Origin of the sequence: Pseudomonas sp. BJa5 (assembly GCF_030272875.2) — a bacterium.
Taxonomy (GTDB): domain Bacteria; phylum Pseudomonadota; class Gammaproteobacteria; order Pseudomonadales; family Pseudomonadaceae; genus Aquipseudomonas.
In genome coordinates this window covers 111,414-126,969 of record NZ_JALRNG020000003.1, presented here as the reverse complement: position 1 = coordinate 126,969, position 15,556 = coordinate 111,414, and the positions used below count along the sequence as shown (strand labels likewise).

At 64.6% G+C, this 15,556-nt stretch carries 16 protein-coding genes; 11 read left to right on the top strand and 5 right to left on the bottom strand.

Translation table 11 applies throughout. The features are described from left to right. The 8 genes from cobU to M2D63_RS02780 all read left to right on the top strand — a co-directional run bounded on the left by cobU (position 1) and on the right by M2D63_RS02780 (position 5,302). On the top strand, positions 1 to 522 hold the full coding sequence (cobU, locus tag M2D63_RS02815; protein WP_285861261.1) for a bifunctional adenosylcobinamide kinase/adenosylcobinamide-phosphate guanylyltransferase: 522 nt from the start codon (positions 1 to 3) through the stop codon (positions 520 to 522). After that, entirely contained in the window at positions 519 to 1,574 is a 1,056-nt protein-coding gene (cobT, locus tag M2D63_RS02810) for a nicotinate-nucleotide--dimethylbenzimidazole phosphoribosyltransferase (RefSeq protein ID WP_285861260.1), read from the top strand. The genes cobU and cobT overlap by 4 nt, the downstream gene beginning before the upstream one ends. Further along, entirely contained in the window at positions 1,571 to 2,137 is a 567-nt protein-coding gene (gene cobC, locus M2D63_RS02805; RefSeq protein WP_285861259.1) for an alpha-ribazole phosphatase family protein, read from the top strand. The genes cobT and cobC overlap by 4 nt, the downstream gene beginning before the upstream one ends. A 1-nt stretch (position 2,138) precedes the next feature. Further along, positions 2,139 to 2,867 (top strand): adenosylcobinamide-GDP ribazoletransferase, encoded by a 729-nt coding sequence (locus M2D63_RS02800; protein WP_285861258.1) that lies wholly within the window; start codon positions 2,139 to 2,141, stop codon positions 2,865 to 2,867. 51 nt (positions 2,868 to 2,918) lie between these two features. Next, positions 2,919 to 3,323, top strand: a complete 405-nt coding sequence (locus M2D63_RS02795; RefSeq protein ID WP_285861257.1) for a MarR family winged helix-turn-helix transcriptional regulator — start codon at positions 2,919 to 2,921, stop codon at positions 3,321 to 3,323. A gap of 62 nt (positions 3,324 to 3,385) precedes the next feature. Further along, positions 3,386 to 4,588, top strand: a complete 1,203-nt coding sequence (locus M2D63_RS02790; RefSeq protein ID WP_285861256.1) for an MFS transporter — start codon at positions 3,386 to 3,388, stop codon at positions 4,586 to 4,588. After that, a complete protein-coding gene (locus tag M2D63_RS02785; RefSeq protein WP_285861255.1) occupies positions 4,585 to 4,707 on the top strand; it encodes a hypothetical protein in 123 nt (40 codons plus the stop codon). Before M2D63_RS02790 ends, M2D63_RS02785 begins: the two co-directional genes overlap by 4 nt. A gap of 43 nt (positions 4,708 to 4,750) precedes the next feature. Continuing rightward, positions 4,751 to 5,302, top strand: a complete 552-nt coding sequence (locus M2D63_RS02780; RefSeq protein ID WP_285861254.1) for a glutathione peroxidase — start codon at positions 4,751 to 4,753, stop codon at positions 5,300 to 5,302. A 38-nt stretch (positions 5,303 to 5,340) separates the two neighbouring features. Here M2D63_RS02780 and M2D63_RS02775 read toward each other — a convergent pair whose 3' ends face one another. After that, positions 5,341 to 5,601 (bottom strand): DUF2798 domain-containing protein, encoded by a 261-nt coding sequence (locus M2D63_RS02775; protein ID WP_285861253.1) that lies wholly within the window; start codon positions 5,599 to 5,601, stop codon positions 5,341 to 5,343. Between the two features lie 116 nt (positions 5,602 to 5,717). Between M2D63_RS02775 and M2D63_RS02770 the strand changes: the two genes are divergently transcribed. Continuing rightward, positions 5,718 to 6,650: a LysR family transcriptional regulator gene (locus tag M2D63_RS02770; protein WP_285861252.1), complete on the top strand. Its 933-nt coding sequence runs from the start codon at positions 5,718 to 5,720 to the stop codon at positions 6,648 to 6,650. 44 nt (positions 6,651 to 6,694) lie between these two features. Here M2D63_RS02770 and M2D63_RS02765 read toward each other — a convergent pair whose 3' ends face one another. The 3 genes from M2D63_RS02765 to M2D63_RS02755 form a co-directional block, all read right to left on the bottom strand. Beyond that, positions 6,695 to 7,954, bottom strand: a complete 1,260-nt coding sequence (locus M2D63_RS02765) for an OmpP1/FadL family transporter (protein WP_285861251.1) — start codon at positions 7,952 to 7,954, stop codon at positions 6,695 to 6,697. 145 nt (positions 7,955 to 8,099) lie between these two features. Next, positions 8,100 to 8,582 (bottom strand): hypothetical protein, encoded by a 483-nt coding sequence (locus M2D63_RS02760; RefSeq protein ID WP_285861250.1) that lies wholly within the window; start codon positions 8,580 to 8,582, stop codon positions 8,100 to 8,102. A 339-nt stretch (positions 8,583 to 8,921) separates the two neighbouring features. Next, positions 8,922 to 9,146: a hypothetical protein gene (locus tag M2D63_RS02755; protein WP_285861249.1), complete on the bottom strand. Its 225-nt coding sequence runs from the start codon at positions 9,144 to 9,146 to the stop codon at positions 8,922 to 8,924. Positions 9,147 to 10,105: 959 nt separating this feature from the next. On the opposite strand from M2D63_RS02755, the gene M2D63_RS02750 reads away from it, so the two are divergent. Both M2D63_RS02750 and rmuC read left to right on the top strand, forming a co-directional pair. Next, entirely contained in the window at positions 10,106 to 10,534 is a 429-nt protein-coding gene (locus M2D63_RS02750; RefSeq protein WP_285861247.1) for a tetratricopeptide repeat protein, read from the top strand. Positions 10,535 to 10,713: 179 nt separating this feature from the next. Further along, positions 10,714 to 12,102, top strand: a complete 1,389-nt coding sequence (gene rmuC / locus M2D63_RS02745; RefSeq protein WP_285861323.1) for a DNA recombination protein RmuC — start codon at positions 10,714 to 10,716, stop codon at positions 12,100 to 12,102. Here the strand turns inward: rmuC and M2D63_RS02740 are convergent. Further along, a complete protein-coding gene (locus M2D63_RS02740) occupies positions 12,074 to 15,550 on the bottom strand; it encodes a PAS domain-containing hybrid sensor histidine kinase/response regulator (protein ID WP_285861246.1) in 3,477 nt (1,158 codons plus the stop codon). The genes rmuC and M2D63_RS02740 overlap by 29 nt on opposite strands. Between the last annotated feature and the right edge of the window lie 6 nt (positions 15,551 to 15,556).

Genomic DNA, 15,556 nt, shown 5'->3' with positions numbered 1-15,556 from the left:
ATGCTCAACCTGATCCTCGGCGGTGCCCGCTCCGGCAAGAGCCGCCTGGCCGAACAACTGGCCGAGCGCAGCGGCTTGCCGGTCACCTACATCGCCACCAGCGAGCCGCTGGATGGTGAAATGAATGCCCGGGTGCAGCTGCACCGCGAGCGCCGGCCGGCCAGTTGGGGGCTGATCGAAGAACCCCTGGCTCTGGCCGATGCCCTGCGCAGCAATGCCAGTGCCGGGCGCTGCCTGCTGGTCGACTGCCTGACCCTGTGGCTGACCAACCTGCTGATGCTGGACGATCCCGAGCGCCTGGCCGCCGAGCGTACGGCCTTGCTCGACTGCCTGGCCACACTGCCGGGCGAGATCATTCTGGTCAGCAACGAAACCGGCCTGGGTGTGGTGCCGATGGGCGAGCTGACCCGGCGTTATGTCGATGAAGCCGGCTGGCTGCACCAGGCCATTGCCGAGCGCTGCCAGCGTGTGGTGCTCACGGTCGCCGGCCTGCCCCTTACCCTCAAAGGAATCGCACCATGAGCCAGAACTGGTGGCTTGAAGCCTGCCGTGCCCTTGACCTGCAAGCCCATGAACAGGCCCTGGCGCGCCAGCAACAATTGACCAAACCGGCAGGCTCGCTGGGGCGCCTGGAACAGATCGCCGTGCAGCTCGCCGGCCTGCAGGGGCAGCTCAAGCCGCGCCTGGATCAGGTCAGTATCGTGATTTTCGCCGGCGATCATGGCGTGGTCGCCGAGGGTATTTCCGCCTATCCCCAGGCGGTGACCGGGCAGATGCTGCAGAACTTTGTCGGCGGTGGTGCGGCGATCAGTGTGCTGGCGCGGCAACTGGGTGCGAAACTGGAGGTGGTCGATCTGGGCACCATCGATACCGCCCTGGAGCTGCCGGGCGTGCTTCATCTTCGTGTTGGCCCGGGCACGGCGAACTTCGCCAAGGTCCCGGCGATGACCCGCGAGCAAGGCCTGCGGGCCCTGCAAGGTGGCCGTGACAGCGCACTGCGTGCGGCGGCCTCTGGCGCGCACTTGTTCATCGGCGGCGAAATGGGCATCGGCAACACCACCGCGGCCAGTGCCCTGGCCTGTGCCTTGCTCGGCTGCCCGGCCAGCGAACTGAGCGGTCCGGGAACCGGCCTGGATGCCGCTGGCGTGCGGCACAAGGCCGAGGTGATCGAGCGGGCCCTCAGGCTGCACGGCGACCTGTCGGCTGATCCGCTGCAGGCCTTGTTCTGCCTTGGCGGTTTTGAAATCGCCGCCCTGGTCGGTGCCTACCTGGGCTGCGCCCAGGCCGGTGTCGCCGTACTGGTCGATGGTTTCATCTGCACCGTGGCTGCGCTGGTGGCGGTGCGCATCAACCCGGCCTGCCGCGACTGGCTGCTGTTCGGCCACCGTGGCGCCGAGCCAGGTCATCGCCGCGTGCTGGCCGAGCTCGACGCCGAGCCGGTGCTGGAGCTCGGCCTGCGCCTGGGCGAGGGCAGCGGTGCCGCCCTCGCGGTACCTTTGCTGCGCCTGGCCTGTGACCTGCACGGGCAGATGGCGACCTTCGCCGAAGCGGCGGTGGCGGACCGTCCGGCATGATTATCGACCTGCTGCGCCATGGCGAAACCGAACTCGGCGGCGGCCTGCGCGGCAGCCTGGACGATGCGCTGACCGCCAGGGGCTGGGAACAGATGCGGGCAGCGGTCGCCGATGGCGGGCCGTGGGATGCCCTGGTCAGTTCGCCCTTGCAACGCTGTGCGCACTTCGCCCGGCAGTTGGGCGAACAGTTGCAGGTGCCGCTGCAACTGGAACCCAGTGTGCAGGAGCTGCATTTCGGCGAGTGGGAAGGGCGCAGCGCCGCCGACCTGATGCTGACCCACGAGCAGCAATTGGGGCAGTTCTGGGCTGATCCTTATGCCTATACACCCCCCGGTGGCGAGGCGGTCAGTGATTTTTCCGCCCGGGTGCTGGATGCCATTGCCGCGCTGCATCGCCAGCACGCCGGCAAGCATGTGCTGCTGGTGACCCACGGCGGAGTGATGCGCCTGCTGCTGGCCCGCGCCCGTGGCCTGCCGCGCGAACAGTTGCTGCAGGTCGAAGTCGGCCATGGCGCCTTGTGCCGGCTTGAGGTGCACGCCGACGGCACCTTGCAGGAGCGCTGAGATGCTGCCGTTCTGGATCGCCCTGCAATTTCTCAGCAGCCTGCCGGTGCGCTTGCCCGGCATGCCGGCCCCCGAGCAGATGGGCCGCTCGCTGTTGTGCTACCCGCTGGTGGGCCTGCTGTTCGGTGGCCTGCTCTGGGGGCTGGACGTCGTGCTCGATGGCAGCCCGTTGTTGCTTCACGCCGCCTTGCTGCTCAGCGCCTGGGTACTGCTCAGCGGCGCCCTGCACCTGGATGGCCTGGCCGACAGTGCCGATGCCTGGCTGGGCGGCTTCGGCGACCGCGAGCGCACCTTGCTGATCATGAAAGACCCGCGCAGCGGGCCGATTGCGGTGGTCACCCTGGTGCTGGTGTTGCTGCTCAAGTTTTGTGCCTTGCTGGCGCTGATCGAACGTGACCAGGCTGTGCTGCTGTTGCTGGCGCCGTTGATTGGCCGTGCAGCGCTGCTGGCGCTGTTCCTCTGCACGCCCTATGTCCGCGCCGGTGGCCTGGGTCAGGCCCTGGCTGATCATCTGCCGCGCCGCAGTGCACGCCTGGTGCTGGTGGCCTGCGTGGGCGCCTGCGGGCTGCTGGCGGGGCTCAACGGGCTTTGGGCGGTGCTGGTGGCGGCCGTGGCCTTCATCGCCTTGCGGCAACTGATGATGCGTCGCCTGGGCGGCACCACCGGCGACACCGCCGGCGCCTTGCTGGAGCTGGTGGAGCTGACGGTATTGCTCGCCCTGGTGCTCTAGGGAAATGAGGAAAAACTTGCCGTCGAAACGATACGGGTATATACACGCATTATGTTGACCAGTGAATGCATCTGCACCCACCTGCGTCGTGCCGCCCGCGGGGTGAGCCGGCATTATGACGAGGCGCTCGAAGGCTTCGGGATCAATGTCGCCCAGTTTTCCCTGTTGCGGCACTTGCGACGTCTCGATCAGCCGAGCATCTCGACCCTGGCCGAGGCCATGGGCCTGGATCGCAGTACCCTGGGGCGCAACCTCAAGGTACTCGAAGCCGAAGGCCTGGTGGCACTGGCCGAAGGGCAGGACCTGCGCAACCGCCTGGTGCTGCTCACCGAGCAGGGCGAGGCCCGTTTGCAGGCCGCGCAACCGGCCTGGGAACAGGCGCAGAAAGGGCTGATCACTACCCTCGGCGAAGGCCAGCGTGAAGAGCTGGTGCGCCTGCTGGAACTGTTGTCCTGATTGATACGAATAAAAGCGGGTATATACCCGCATAACCTTGCGGCTTCCAGGAGAGAACAAGCATGACATCGGTATGGCGAACCAGCGGTTGGATTCTTCTGGGGGCGGCGTTGATCCTCGCCCTGTCCCTGGGGGTGCGGCATGGCTTCGGTCTGTTCCTGGCGCCCATGAGCGCGGACTTCGGCTGGGGGCGTGAAGTCTTCGCCTTCGCCATTGCCCTGCAGAACCTGATCTGGGGCCTGGCCCAGCCCTTCGCCGGCGCCCTGGCCGACCGCCTGGGGGCGGCCAGGGTGGTGATCGTCGGCGGTATTCTCTATGCCATCGGCCTGGTGCTGATGGGCATGTCCGATTCGGCCCTGAGCCTGTCGCTCAGTGCCGGTCTGCTGATCGGTATCGGCCTGTCCGGTACCTCGTTCTCGGTGATTCTCGGCGTGGTCGGCCGCGCCGTGCCGGCCGAGAAGCGCAGCATGGCCATGGGCATCGCCAGTGCGGCAGGCTCCTTCGGCCAGTTCGCCATGCTGCCGGGCACCCTCGGCCTGATCGGCTGGCTGGGCTGGTCGGCGGCCTTGCTGGTGCTGGGGCTGGCGGTGGCCTTTATCGTGCCACTGGTGAGCCTGCTCAAGGACCGCCCGCTGCCAGCCCATGGCGCCGAGCAAACCCTTGGTCAGGCCCTGCGCGAAGCCTGTTCGCACTCCGGTTTCTGGCTGCTGGCGCTGGGCTTTTTCGTCTGCGGTTTCCAGGTGGTGTTCATCGGCGTGCACCTGCCGGCCTACCTGGTCGACCAGCACCTGCCCGCCACGGTCGGCACCACGGTGCTGGCCCTGGTCGGTCTGTTCAATATCGTCGGCACCTACACCGCCGGCTGGCTGGGTGGGCGCATGTCCAAACCGCGCCTGCTGACGGCCCTGTACCTGCTGCGGGCGGTGGTGATCGTGCTGTTCCTGTGGGCGCCGGTGACCCAGTTCAGCGCCTACCTGTTCGGTATCGCCATGGGCTTGTTGTGGCTGTCGACCGTGCCGCTGACCAACGGCACGGTGGCGACCCTGTTCGGCGTGCGCAACCTGTCGATGCTCGGCGGTATCGTCTTCCTGTTCCACCAGCTGGGCGCATTCCTCGGCGGTTGGCTGGGCGGGGTGGTGTATGACCAGACCGGTAACTACGACCTGGTCTGGCAGATCTCGATCCTGCTCAGCCTGCTGGCGGCGGCGCTCAACTGGCCGGTGCGCGAGCGTCCTGTGGCGCGCTTGCAGGCGCAAGCGGCATGAACCGCCTGGCCCTGCGCGGACTGCTGGCCCTGGCGGCGGCGTTGCTGCTGGCACTGGCCTGGTGGGGCTGGCATGAGGGCGGCCTGGCGCTGATGCAGTTGGGCATGGGCGTGTGCTAGGAGTACTCTGCAATCTCCAAGGCGGTTCAACGGAGAGAGAACGATGCGCACACGCTGGATGTTGGCTCCACTGTTTACCCTGATGGCCGCCGCGGGCGCGCAGGCGGCCGATTGCCCGGCGCTGCTTACCGGCAGCCTGCCGGAACTGCGCGGCAAGGAGCAGATCGACCTGTGCCAGCGCTTTGCCGGCAAGCCGCTGGTGGTGGTCAATACCGCCAGCTACTGTGGCTTTGCACCGCAGTTCGAGGGCCTGGAAGGGGTCTACAAGACCTACCATGGGCAAGGCCTGGAGATGCTCGGGGTGCCCTCCAACGACTTCAAGCAGGAAGACGCCGACGCCGAGAAAACGGCCAAGGTCTGCTACGCCAACTATGGCGTGACCTTCACCATGACCAAGGCCCAACCGGTGCGTGGCAGCGACGCCACGCCGCTGTTCAAGGAACTGGCCAGGCAGAGCAGCGCGCCGAAGTGGAATTTCTACAAGTACGTGGTCGATCGCCGGGGCAAGGTGGTCGGCAGTTTCTCCAGCCTGACCAAACCGGATGATCCGGCATTCACCGCCGCCATCGAGAAAGCCATCGCTTCGCAGCCCTGAACTGCGCCTGTGGGAGCGGGCTTGCCCCGCGATTGCGCCTACAACGGATGTACGGTCCAGGCCACCAGCTTGAGCACCAGCGGGCGCACCACCAGCACGCAGGCGAAGGCCACCGGCATGGCCAGCTGATAGGCCTTGAGCGCATTGCCCAGCAGATGCTCGTCGATGCCGGAATTGGCCGCCGTGATCACCAGGCACATCAGCATGGCCATGATTGCCGACATGTAGAAGGCGAACACGTACGGCGTGGCGCGAGCGCCAAGCTTGCGGCGGTTGCGGGTGGTGGTGGTTGTCGTCATGGGGGCTCCTGGACTGGATCGGGTAGCGCAGCCTAACAAGCAGGCAGTCGCGTCCGGTAGACCTGCGGGGCTTAGGTCTTTATAAAGAAATTCTTACGAATGAAGGATTGATCCGTATGAATCTGCTGGGCTCGATCAAGAGCTTCATCAAGGTGGTGGAGGCTGGCAGCATCGCCGGTGGCGCCCGCAGCCTGGGCCTGAGTGCGGCGGCAGTCAGCCAGAACATCGCCCGCCTGGAGGCGCACCTGGACGTGCGCTTGCTGTCGCGAACCACCCGCAGCATGGCATTGACGCCCAGCGGCACGCTCTACTATGAGAAGGTCAAACACATCGAGCGTGATCTCGAGCAGGCGCACCTGGCCGTGCTGACGCCCGAAAGCGAACCCAAGGGGCGCCTGTGCATCGCGTCGTCCTCGGCCTTCGCCCGCCATGTGCTGGCGCCGTTGATTCCCGGGTTCAATGCCCGCTATCCGCAGCTTTCGATTGAATTGATTACGAATGATCGGCGGGTCGACCATGCCCGGGAGGGCGTGGATGTGAGCATCCGCATCAAGCCGCAACTGGACGACGGCTTGCTGGCACGGCGTATTGCCCAGGTCCCGTTCATTTGCTGTGCGTCCCCGCAATACTTGGCCCAAGCTGGTTGGCCAGCGGCACCGGAGCAGCTCAAGGCCCACCGCTGCCTGGTGTTCCGCTACCCGGTGGACGGACGATTCCTGCGTTGGGGCTTTGTGCGTGATGGACTGCGTTTTGATGCCGAGTTCGGCGATGTGCTGATCAGCGACGACATCGAAGTGCTGGCGCAGATGGCCGCCCACCACGGTGGCATTGCCCGGCTGGCCGAGTTCATCGCCAGGCCCTTTATCGAGCGGGGGCAGCTGGTGGCATTGTTCGAGTACTCGCAGCCGAGTCAGGCCTATGCGCAAACCGAGCCAATGGACATCTACCTGTGTGTCGCCGACCGCTTTGCCATGAGCCCCAAGGTGCGGGCGTTCATGGACTATCTGCAGGAGAACCTGGCCAAGGCCTGGCCTTGTGAGCCGACATGAAAAAACCGCCGGATCCGGCGGTTTTTCGTGCAGCAGGGGATATATCAGAAGCGGTAGGTGAGCGACGCACCCAGGCCGTGAGCACTGTTCTCGTACTTGGCGTTGTACGCGCCCTTGGTCGGGCTGCTCAGGTTGACCTTGGTATCTTCTTCCCACAGGTAGGAGTAGGCCAGGTCGATGGTCATGTCGTCGTTCGGGCTGTAGCCGGCGCCCAGACTGAAGACACGGCGATCGCCGGTCGGGATGCGTGGCGAACGGTCGTGGTTGTTGGTCGGCGACTGGTCGACGGTGAAACCGGTGCGCAGTACCCACTGCTTGTTCAGCTTGTAGGCGGCGCCGATGGCGTGCGCCCAGGTGTCGTGCCAGTTCTGCTCTTCGCTGATGGTGCCGAACTGACCGGCCAGCGGTGCAGGCACTTCGTTGGTCACGGTGATCGCTTCCAGGCGGCTCCAGCGAGTCCAGGTGCTGCCCGCGTAGAGGGTCCACTGGTCATCCAGTTCGTGGGTGACCGACAGGTCTACCGACTCCGGGGTCTTGATCTTCAGCTCGGCGTCGAACTTGCTGCCGCTGAACGGGCCGATCAGGGCCGAGTTGATCTTGGTGTCACCTTCGAGCTTGTAGTCGACCATCGAGTGGTAGGTCAGGCCCAGGCGGGTGCTGTCGGTGGCCTGGACCATCACGCCGATGTTGTAGCCGACGGCGACGTCGTCACCCTTGATCTTCACCTCGCCGTCATTGCGGCCCGGGGTGCGTGGGTTGAGGATGTTCGAGCTCAGCTCGCCCTTGATATGGTTGAAGGTCGGGCCGAAACCGATCGAGACCTTGTCGTTGAAGGCATAGCTGACGGTCGGCTGGAAGGTGACGACTTCGACGTAGCTTTTCTTGCCCCAGTAGCGGCTGGCGGCGTCGCTTTCGTAGTCGGTTACCAGGCCGAACGGTGCGTAGACGCCGAAACCGACGCTCCACTGATCATCGATAGGCTTGACGTAGAAGCCCATGGGCACGCCGACGACAGGAACCATGTCGCCATCGGTGCTGCCGCCGAAGGTGCCGCTGCCCGAAATGTCGGACTTGGCGATGATGGCTGCGCCGCCTACGGTGATCTGTTCACGTTTCAGGCGCGACATACCGGCAGGGTTGCCGAAAACAGTGCTGGCGTCATCGGCAGAAGAAGAACGACCCGCGAAACCTGTGCCCATGCCGCTGACGCTCTGTTCGTTGAGGGCGAAGCCGCTGGCGAACAGTTGAGTAGAGGCGAGTGTAACGGCGAGGCTGAGAGAGGTTTTGAGCATTACTTTTTTCATTATTAGAACTCCTTGGGATCTCCGGGGCGAAAATTACCAACATTTCGACCTCAGCGCTATAGGCTGAAACACTGGAGATAGAGCGGTTTTGTAGGACAATCCGACCAGAATTTCGGATTTTTCCCAAATTGGAGTTCAGTGACTGTCAGCAGGCTTGCAGAGTCACAGGGGCGATGCAGGTTTCCCATGCGCAGGTGAAATCGCGCAGGCGTCCCTGGGGTTGGAAGGTCTGGCGCCAGATGCGCGCCAGGCCCAGAAGATCATCGGCAGCGGGGAGTGTCGGGGCTTGTTCTTCGATCAGCATCCAGGCGATGGCGGTGGCGTAGCGCAGGTTGACGGTCAGTTCCAGGTGCGGGCCGCTGAGGAAAGCGTGCTGGCTGGCCAGGCCGCGAACCAGGCTGGCCAGTTCCGGGTCGCGGGCCAGGAACTGGTCCCATAGCGTCTGGTGGCGGTGTTCGCCGATGCGGTAGAGGCCGTGGCCGCGGCGATCGTGCAGGGCCGAACCGAGGGCCGACTGGCTGGCGGCAACTCCCAGTAACAATGCTTCGGCGCTTGCACAGTGGCGGCCCAGGTAGATCAGGGTCGGGCGGATGACAAACTGGCTCAACTCGCTCGCGGCGATACCCATAAAGCCCTCGAACTTTGAATTGGCCGGCGGACGCTGGAGCTTGGCAGCTGGTGAGTCGGTCAGGCCCGCCGGAAGCGGCCTGTGCCGCTTGAGTTGAAGTGTAGTGTCATATTCGAGCCGTAAAGGCCTGTTTTAAAAACATTTGCAGCTTCCAGTTATAAATCATATGCCGCGAAGTGATTAGGCCCTGTAGGAGCGGGCTTGTCCCGCGATTGCGATTTATCTTCCAGTCCGCGATCGCGGGGCAAGTCGAGTCGTCGCACCGCCGCTCCCACAGGGGGCTGGAAACAAAAAGCCCCGCCAGAGGGCGGGGCTTGAGCGGTGCAGCGGCAGCGCGAATCAGGCAACCAGGGCCTGGCGGGTGCGCTCGATCACCGCCTGCAGCGGTTCGGCCTGGCTGTACTGCTCGGGGTACAGGCGCTCGCTGTGACGGGCAATGCCGTGTTCATTGACCAGGGTGAAGCTGAAGCCGCCCTTGCGCGACGCCAGGATCAAGCAGTTCAGTGGGGCAAATGCCTGGGATAGGGTGCGAATCGCAGCCTGAGTATGGATAGAGTGAGTCATAGTTATTGGATGTTCCTGCAATAGACACGGTTTCGATCCGTGCACATTTAAAACGTTCCAGTAACGCCGGCATTTAGGCCTGGGGCGAAGAACCTGACTGGAACAGGGCAGCCAGTTGTGGGCGCATTTATCGTGTGGCGCTGGGGCTGACTGGTAGGTACGTCAGAGGACAGGCAACACACCGGGTCGAGGTTCTATGCCGCGGGGTGAAGATCCTGATCAATCTGCAGGTTGGTTCGGTCAGGGTAAGCGTGAGATTTACCTGGGAACCATCGAGTGGGCCGGTCCTGGTTTCAGCAGGCGCTGACCCGAGGTGGGCAGGGCACTGCAAGGACTGCTTTGGCCAGAATTGACTTTCAGCTTGGTACTAACGGCGGCAAGACTACAGCACTGGCCGGCGGTTGGCAAGGAATAAGGGTTTTTCATCGGGGAAGCCGATCAGTATCGCGTGTTTTTGGCTCGCTGGGAAGGGCTGTTTTGCGGGCGCAAGGCAGGGAACGTGCCAAATTCGTGCAGCGATCTGCCTTTCTTTGGGGCGGTTGTACACACGTGGCGCATTCGATGTTACAGCCCTGCAACAGCCCCCGAGTGGCCCGCCAATGACTTGACCAGAGGCTTAAGTCAATGAAAAAAAACACTTATTTTAGCTGGTGAAAAAATCGACAGTTTGAGCCAAAGCCCCATTCCATAGGGGTTTGCGGGGTATTGGAGGGGGTTGTCCACCGAGTTATCCACAGCTTCTGTGGATTGTCCCGAGCGCTTGCTCTAGGACGGGCGTGCCAGCTTTTTCCGATGTGTCGGACAATCGTCAACCCGACTTCTCATCGGGGTAAATTCCCCTGGTCGGCGTCAATAAATAAACACAGAAATATTTTGAAAAAAGTGTGGAAAAGGCTCGGGTCATTGTCAGAAAAATGGAGTAGAGTGGCGCGCCTTTCGAGTTGCCTTTGCTGTTTGTTATGAAGTTTCGCGCTAACCCCCCTGCAAATTCTTCCCCGCAATCGCCTTCGCCCGAGTCCAAGCGCTTCTCCTTGAAGGTCGCCCTGTGGCTGCTCGACAACCCGCGCCTGGGTGACAACCCCAACGTCAAGCATTTTGCCGGACGCCTGCTCAAGCAACCGGCCCGCCAGGGGGTGGTGGTGGCCCAGAGCCGCCTGGGGCAGATGCTCTGTCGTGACTGCGGCAATGCCCGGGACCGGCGTATCGGGCATGACCTGTTGCGCCAGGCCGCCCGTGCCGGCGACCGGCGTGCCCAGCTTGAATACGCAAAGCTGTGTGCCCAGCCGCAGGTCAACGAACCCGAACAGGCACGCTACTGGCTGGAAATGGCGGCAAGCCAGGGCTCCCAGGAAGCCCGGCGCCTGCTCAAGCACCTGGTGGACGCATGACTGCAGGTCAGCGGCAAGGCTGATAAGCTCTGCCGCTGATTTCAGGAGAGGGTATCGGGGTGGCAATGGCGTTGGATCTGACCAGTCTGGTACTGGGAATCATGGCGGCCGCGGTGCCGTGTCTGGGCTGGGTGTTCCAGCAGCAACGCAGGCTGGCCGCCCGTGAGGCGCAGGCGGCACTGCTTGAGGAGCGCCTGGGCAGTGCACAGATGGCCCAGGAAGGCTTGCTCGCCCAGCTCGATGCCAGTCGCGACGAGATCAGCGACCTGAGCCAGGCCAACGCGGCCAAGCAAGCGACCCTGGCCGCCCAGGCCCGGGAGCTGGAGTTGCTGCAGATCGACCGCGACAATGCCCGTGACGCCGCCCATGCCTGGCAGCTCGAACGCAGCGCCCGGGAAGCCGAATTGCGGCGCCTGGACGCCCACAGCGCAGCCCTGAGCGCCGAACTGCGTGAACAACAGGACAGCCACCAGCAACGCCTGGACGACCTCCAGGGCTCGCGGGATGAGCTGCGCGCCCAGTTCGCCGAGATGGCCAGCAAGATCTTCGACGAGCGCGAGCAGCGTTTTGCCCAGACCAGCCAGCAGCACCTGGGGCAGTTGCTCGACCCGCTCAAGGAGCGCATCCAGGCTTTCGAAAAGCGCGTGGAAGAGAGCTATCAGCAGGAAGCCCGCGAGCGTTTCTCCCTGGCCAAGGAACTGGAGCGCCTGCAGCAGCTCAACCTGCGCCTGAGCGATGAAGCGACCAACCTGACCCAGGCGCTCAAGGGCCAGAAAACCCAGGGCAACTGGGGCGAACTGATCCTGGAGCGGGTGCTGGAGCATGCGGGGCTGGAGAAGGGCCGCGAGTACCAGACCCAGGTCAGCCTCAAGAGTGCCGATGGCGAACGCTTCCAGCCCGACGTGCTGATCATGCTGCCCGGCGACAAGCAGGTGGTGGTCGACTCCAAGGTCAGCCTGACCGCCTACCAGCAATACATCGCCAGCGACGACAGCGAGATCGCCCAGGCGGCGCTCAAGCAGCATGTGCTGTCGTTGCGCAACCATGTCAAAGGCTTGTCGGGCAAGGATTACAACCGCCTGGAAGGGCTGCACAGCCTGGATTTCGTCCTGCTCTTCGTGCCGATCGAAGCGGCGTTTTCGGCGGCCCTGCAGGCCGAGCCGAACCTGTTCCAGGAAGCCTTCGACCGGCAGATCGTGATCGTCAGCCCGACCACCCTGCTGGCCACCCTGCGGGTCATCGACAGCCTGTGGAAGCAGGAGCGCCAGAGCCAGAACGCCCGGGAAATCGCCGAGCGCGCCGGCTGGCTGTATGACAAGTTCGTGCTGTTCATCCAGGACCTGGACGAACTGGGGAATCGCCTGCAGCAGGTCGACAAGGCCTACAGCGCCGCCCGCAACAAGCTCTGCGAAGGGCGTGGCAACCTGATCAGCCGCAGCGAGCAGCTCAAGCTGCTCGGTGCCCGGGCCAGCAAGAGCCTGCCGGCCGACCTGCTGGAGCGGGCCATGAGCGAAGGCGACCCGCTGACCGCCGGCAGCCTTACTGGACCAGGCTCAGATGCCGATTGAGCAGGGCGCGCAAGGCCGCCGGCTTGACCGGTTTGGCCAGGTAGTCGAGGCCGGCGGCATGGACCTGGGCAACGGTTTCGCTACGCCCGTCGGCACTGATCACCACGCCCGGTACGGGCTCGCCCAGGCGCTTGCGTAGCCAGGCCATCAGTTCGGTACCGGTCTCGCCATCGTCCAGGTGGTAGTCGACCAGCGCCAGGTGCGGACGCATGCCGTTCTCCAGCAAGGCGTCGCACTCCTGGCGGCTGCGTGCGGTCCAGACCTGGCAGCCCCAGCGGCTGAGCAGGCTGTTCATGCCGATCAGGATGCTGTCCTCGTTGTCGATGCACAGCACCTGCATGCCGGCCAGGGGCTGGCCAGCCTGCTCGGCCGGGGCGACGACAACGGCGGCCGGGGCGGTGGCCAGCGGCACGCTGACCCGGAACACGCTGCCCTTGCCCGGCCAGGAGCGCACTTCCAGGCGATGGCCGAGCACCCGGCACAGGCCATCGGCAATCGCCAGGCCCAGGCCCAGGCCTTTCTCGGCACGGGTCTGGTGGCTGTCCAGGCGTTTGAACTCCTCGAAGATCACCTGCAGCTTGTCGTCGGCAATGCCCGGGCCGCGGTCCCAGACTTCCAGCCACAGGTTGCCGCCGGCGCGGCGCACCCCGAGCAGGATCGGGCTCTTGCCGTAGCGGAAGGCATTGGTCAGGAAGTTCTGCAGGATCCGCCGCAATAGCTTCATGTCGCTGTGCACCCGCAGACGGCTGCCGCGCAGGCGGAAGTCCAGGCCCTGTTGCTGGGCCAGCACCTTGAACTCGGCGCCCAGGGTGTCGAACAGCTCGTTGAGGGCAAAGGGCTTGGGATCGGGGTTGATCTTGCCGTTTTCCAGGCGCGAGATGTCCAGCAGGTCGCTGATCAGCTCTTCGGCCGAACGCAGCGAGCTGTCCATGTGCTGGACCAGTTGCTGGGCATCGGTCGACAGTCCGTCGCCCTGGTGGGAGAGGGCGGCAGAGAACAGCCGTGCCGCGTTCAGCGGTTGCATCAGGTCATGGCTGACCGCCGCCAGGAAGCGGGTCTTGGACTGGTTGGCGGCCTCGGCATGGCTCTTGGCCTCGGTCAGCGCCTGGTTCAGTTGCGACAGCTCATGGGTACGCTCGGCGACCCGCTGCTCCAGGCCCTCGTTGGCCTCCTTGAGCGCCTGCTCGGCTTCGCGGAACGGGGTGATGTCGGTGAAGCTCATGACGAAGCCGCCGCCGGGCATGGGGTTGCCGATCAGTTCGATGACCCGGCCATTGGGGAACAGGCGCTCGGAGGTGTGCGCACGGCCCTGGCGCATCCAGTGCAGGCGCCGGGCCACATGCACCTGGGCCTCGCCCGGGCCGCACAGGCCGCGTTCGGCGTTGTAGCGGATGATGTCGGCAATCGGTCGGCCGACGCTGATCAGGCCGTCGGGGTAGTTGAACAGCTCCAGGTAGCGACGGTTCCAGGCCACCAGGCGCAGGTTCTGGTCGACCACGCTGATGCCCTGGCTGATGTTCTCGATCGCGCCTTGCAGCAGGGCGCGGTTGAATTGCAGCACTTCGGAGGTTTCGTCGGCGATGCGCACCACGTCCTCAAGCTGCATGTCACGGCCTTCGATGGCCGCCTTGACCACCGCGCGGGTCGAGGAGGCGCCGAGCACGCCGGCCAGCAGGCGTTCGGTGTGCTCGATCCAGTCGCCGTCGGCGTTCTGGTTGGGGTTGAAGCCCTTGCCCTGGCGGTAGGCGAAGCGGATGAAACTCTGCCGGGCGCGCTCTTCGCCGACGAAGCGGGCGGCGAGGTGCAGCAGGTCGTCGATCTGCACCGCCAGCAACGAGCGGCTGCTGGGCCGGGCGCTGGTTTGCTGGCCGATGAAGCGGCCGGCCTGCCAGTGCTCCGAGACCCGGGTGCGCGAGAGGATCGAGACCCAGGCGAACAGGGTGAAGTTGCCGGCCAGCGACAGCACCACACCCTGGGTCAGCGGCGTGATCGGCAAGTTCAGCGGGTTGCCGTGCAGCCAGGCCAGGCCCGGGAACAGGTTCAGCGACCAGCCCAGGCTGTGGGCGGCAATCGGCAGCACCAGGGTGTAGAACCAGAGGAAGATCCCGGCGGCAAGGCCGGCGAACACGCCGCGACGGTTGGCCTGCTTCCAGTACAGGGCGCCGAGCATGGCCGGGGTGAGCTGGGTCACGGCGGCAAAGGCGATCTGGCCGATGGTGGCCAGGCTCGCGGTGGAGCCCAGCAGGCGGTAGCTGACATAGGCCAGCAGCAGGATGGCGACAATGGTCACCCGGCGTACCGACAGCATCCAGTGGCGAAACACTTCGAACGGCCGCTCGGCGTTCTGCCGACGCAACAGCCAGGGCAGCAGCATGTCGTTGGAAACCATGGTCGACAACGCCACGGCCTCGACGATGACCATGCCGGTGGCGGCCGAAGCGCCACCGATGAAGGCCAAAAGGGCCAGGGCCGGGTGGGCTTCGGCCAGTGGCAGGCTGATGACGAAGGAGTCGGGAATCACCGAGCCCGGTAGCAGCATCTGCCCGGCCAGGGCAATGGGCACCACGAACAGGGCGGCGAGTATCAGGTAGGTCGGGAACACCCAGCGGGCCAGGCGCATGTCCTGCGGCTCGATGTTCTCGACCACGGTGACATGGAACTGCCGCGGCAGGCAGATGATCGCCATCATCGCCACGCCGGTCTGCACGATCATCGACGGCCAATTGATAGTCTCGTTCCAGAAGCCTTCCAGGCGCGGGGCCAGCTTCGCCTGGCTGAACAGGTCGTCGAAGCCGTTGTACAAGCCGAAGGTGACGAAGGCGCCCACGGCCAGGAATGCCAGCAGCTTGACCAGGGATTCGAAGGCGATGGCCAGGACCATGCCGCGGTGGTGTTCGGTGACGTCCAGGCTGCGCGTACCGAACACGATGGAGAACAGCGCCAGCACCAGCGAAACCACCAGCGCGGTGTCCTGCACGCGGCTGCCGGTGGCGTCGGCGCTGGCGCCGATCAGCAGGTTGACGCCCAGCACGATGCCCTTGAGCTGCAAGGCGATGTAGGGCAGCACGCCGACCAGGCAGATCAGCGCCACCACCACGGCCAGGGTCTGGGACTTGCCATAGCGGGCGGCGATGAAGTCGGCGATCGAGGTGATGTTTTCCTGTTTGCTGATCAGCACCATCTTCTGCAGCACCCAGGGGGCGAACAGCAGCAACAGCACAGGGCCCAGGTAGATCGGCAGGAACGCCCAGAGTTGTTCGGCGGCCTGGCCGACGGCGCCGAAGAAGGTCCAGCTGGTGCAGTACACCGCCAGCGACAGGCTGTACACCCAGGCGCGCAGGCGCGGCGGCAGCGGCTTGCTGCGGCGGTCGCCATAGAAAGCGATAGCGAACATGATGGCCATATAGGCCAGGGCGACCACGGCGATCAGCCCACTGGACAGCGACATGACAAC

Coding starts and splice junctions, on each gene's coding strand:
- cobU (WP_285861261.1), top strand. CDS start 1: ATGCTCAACCTGATCCTCGGCGGTGCCCGCTCCGGCAAGAGCCGCCTG.
- cobT (WP_285861260.1), top strand. CDS start 519: ATGAGCCAGAACTGGTGGCTTGAAGCCTGCCGTGCCCTTGACCTGCAA.
- cobC (WP_285861259.1), top strand. CDS start 1,571: ATGATTATCGACCTGCTGCGCCATGGCGAAACCGAACTCGGCGGCGGC.
- M2D63_RS02800 (WP_285861258.1), top strand. CDS start 2,139: ATGCTGCCGTTCTGGATCGCCCTGCAATTTCTCAGCAGCCTGCCGGTG.
- M2D63_RS02795 (WP_285861257.1), top strand. CDS start 2,919: ATGTTGACCAGTGAATGCATCTGCACCCACCTGCGTCGTGCCGCCCGC.
- M2D63_RS02790 (WP_285861256.1), top strand. CDS start 3,386: ATGACATCGGTATGGCGAACCAGCGGTTGGATTCTTCTGGGGGCGGCG.
- M2D63_RS02785 (WP_285861255.1), top strand. CDS start 4,585: ATGAACCGCCTGGCCCTGCGCGGACTGCTGGCCCTGGCGGCGGCGTTG.
- M2D63_RS02780 (WP_285861254.1), top strand. CDS start 4,751: ATGCGCACACGCTGGATGTTGGCTCCACTGTTTACCCTGATGGCCGCC.
- M2D63_RS02775 (WP_285861253.1), bottom strand. CDS start 5,601: ATGACGACAACCACCACCACCCGCAACCGCCGCAAGCTTGGCGCTCGC.
- M2D63_RS02770 (WP_285861252.1), top strand. CDS start 5,718: ATGAATCTGCTGGGCTCGATCAAGAGCTTCATCAAGGTGGTGGAGGCT.
- M2D63_RS02765 (WP_285861251.1), bottom strand. CDS start 7,954: ATGAAAAAAGTAATGCTCAAAACCTCTCTCAGCCTCGCCGTTACACTC.
- M2D63_RS02760 (WP_285861250.1), bottom strand. CDS start 8,582: ATGGGTATCGCCGCGAGCGAGTTGAGCCAGTTTGTCATCCGCCCGACC.
- M2D63_RS02755 (WP_285861249.1), bottom strand. CDS start 9,146: ATGACTCACTCTATCCATACTCAGGCTGCGATTCGCACCCTATCCCAG.
- M2D63_RS02750 (WP_285861247.1), top strand. CDS start 10,106: ATGAAGTTTCGCGCTAACCCCCCTGCAAATTCTTCCCCGCAATCGCCT.
- M2D63_RS02740 (WP_285861246.1), bottom strand. CDS start 15,550: ATGTCGCTGTCCAGTGGGCTGATCGCCGTGGTCGCCCTGGCCTATATG.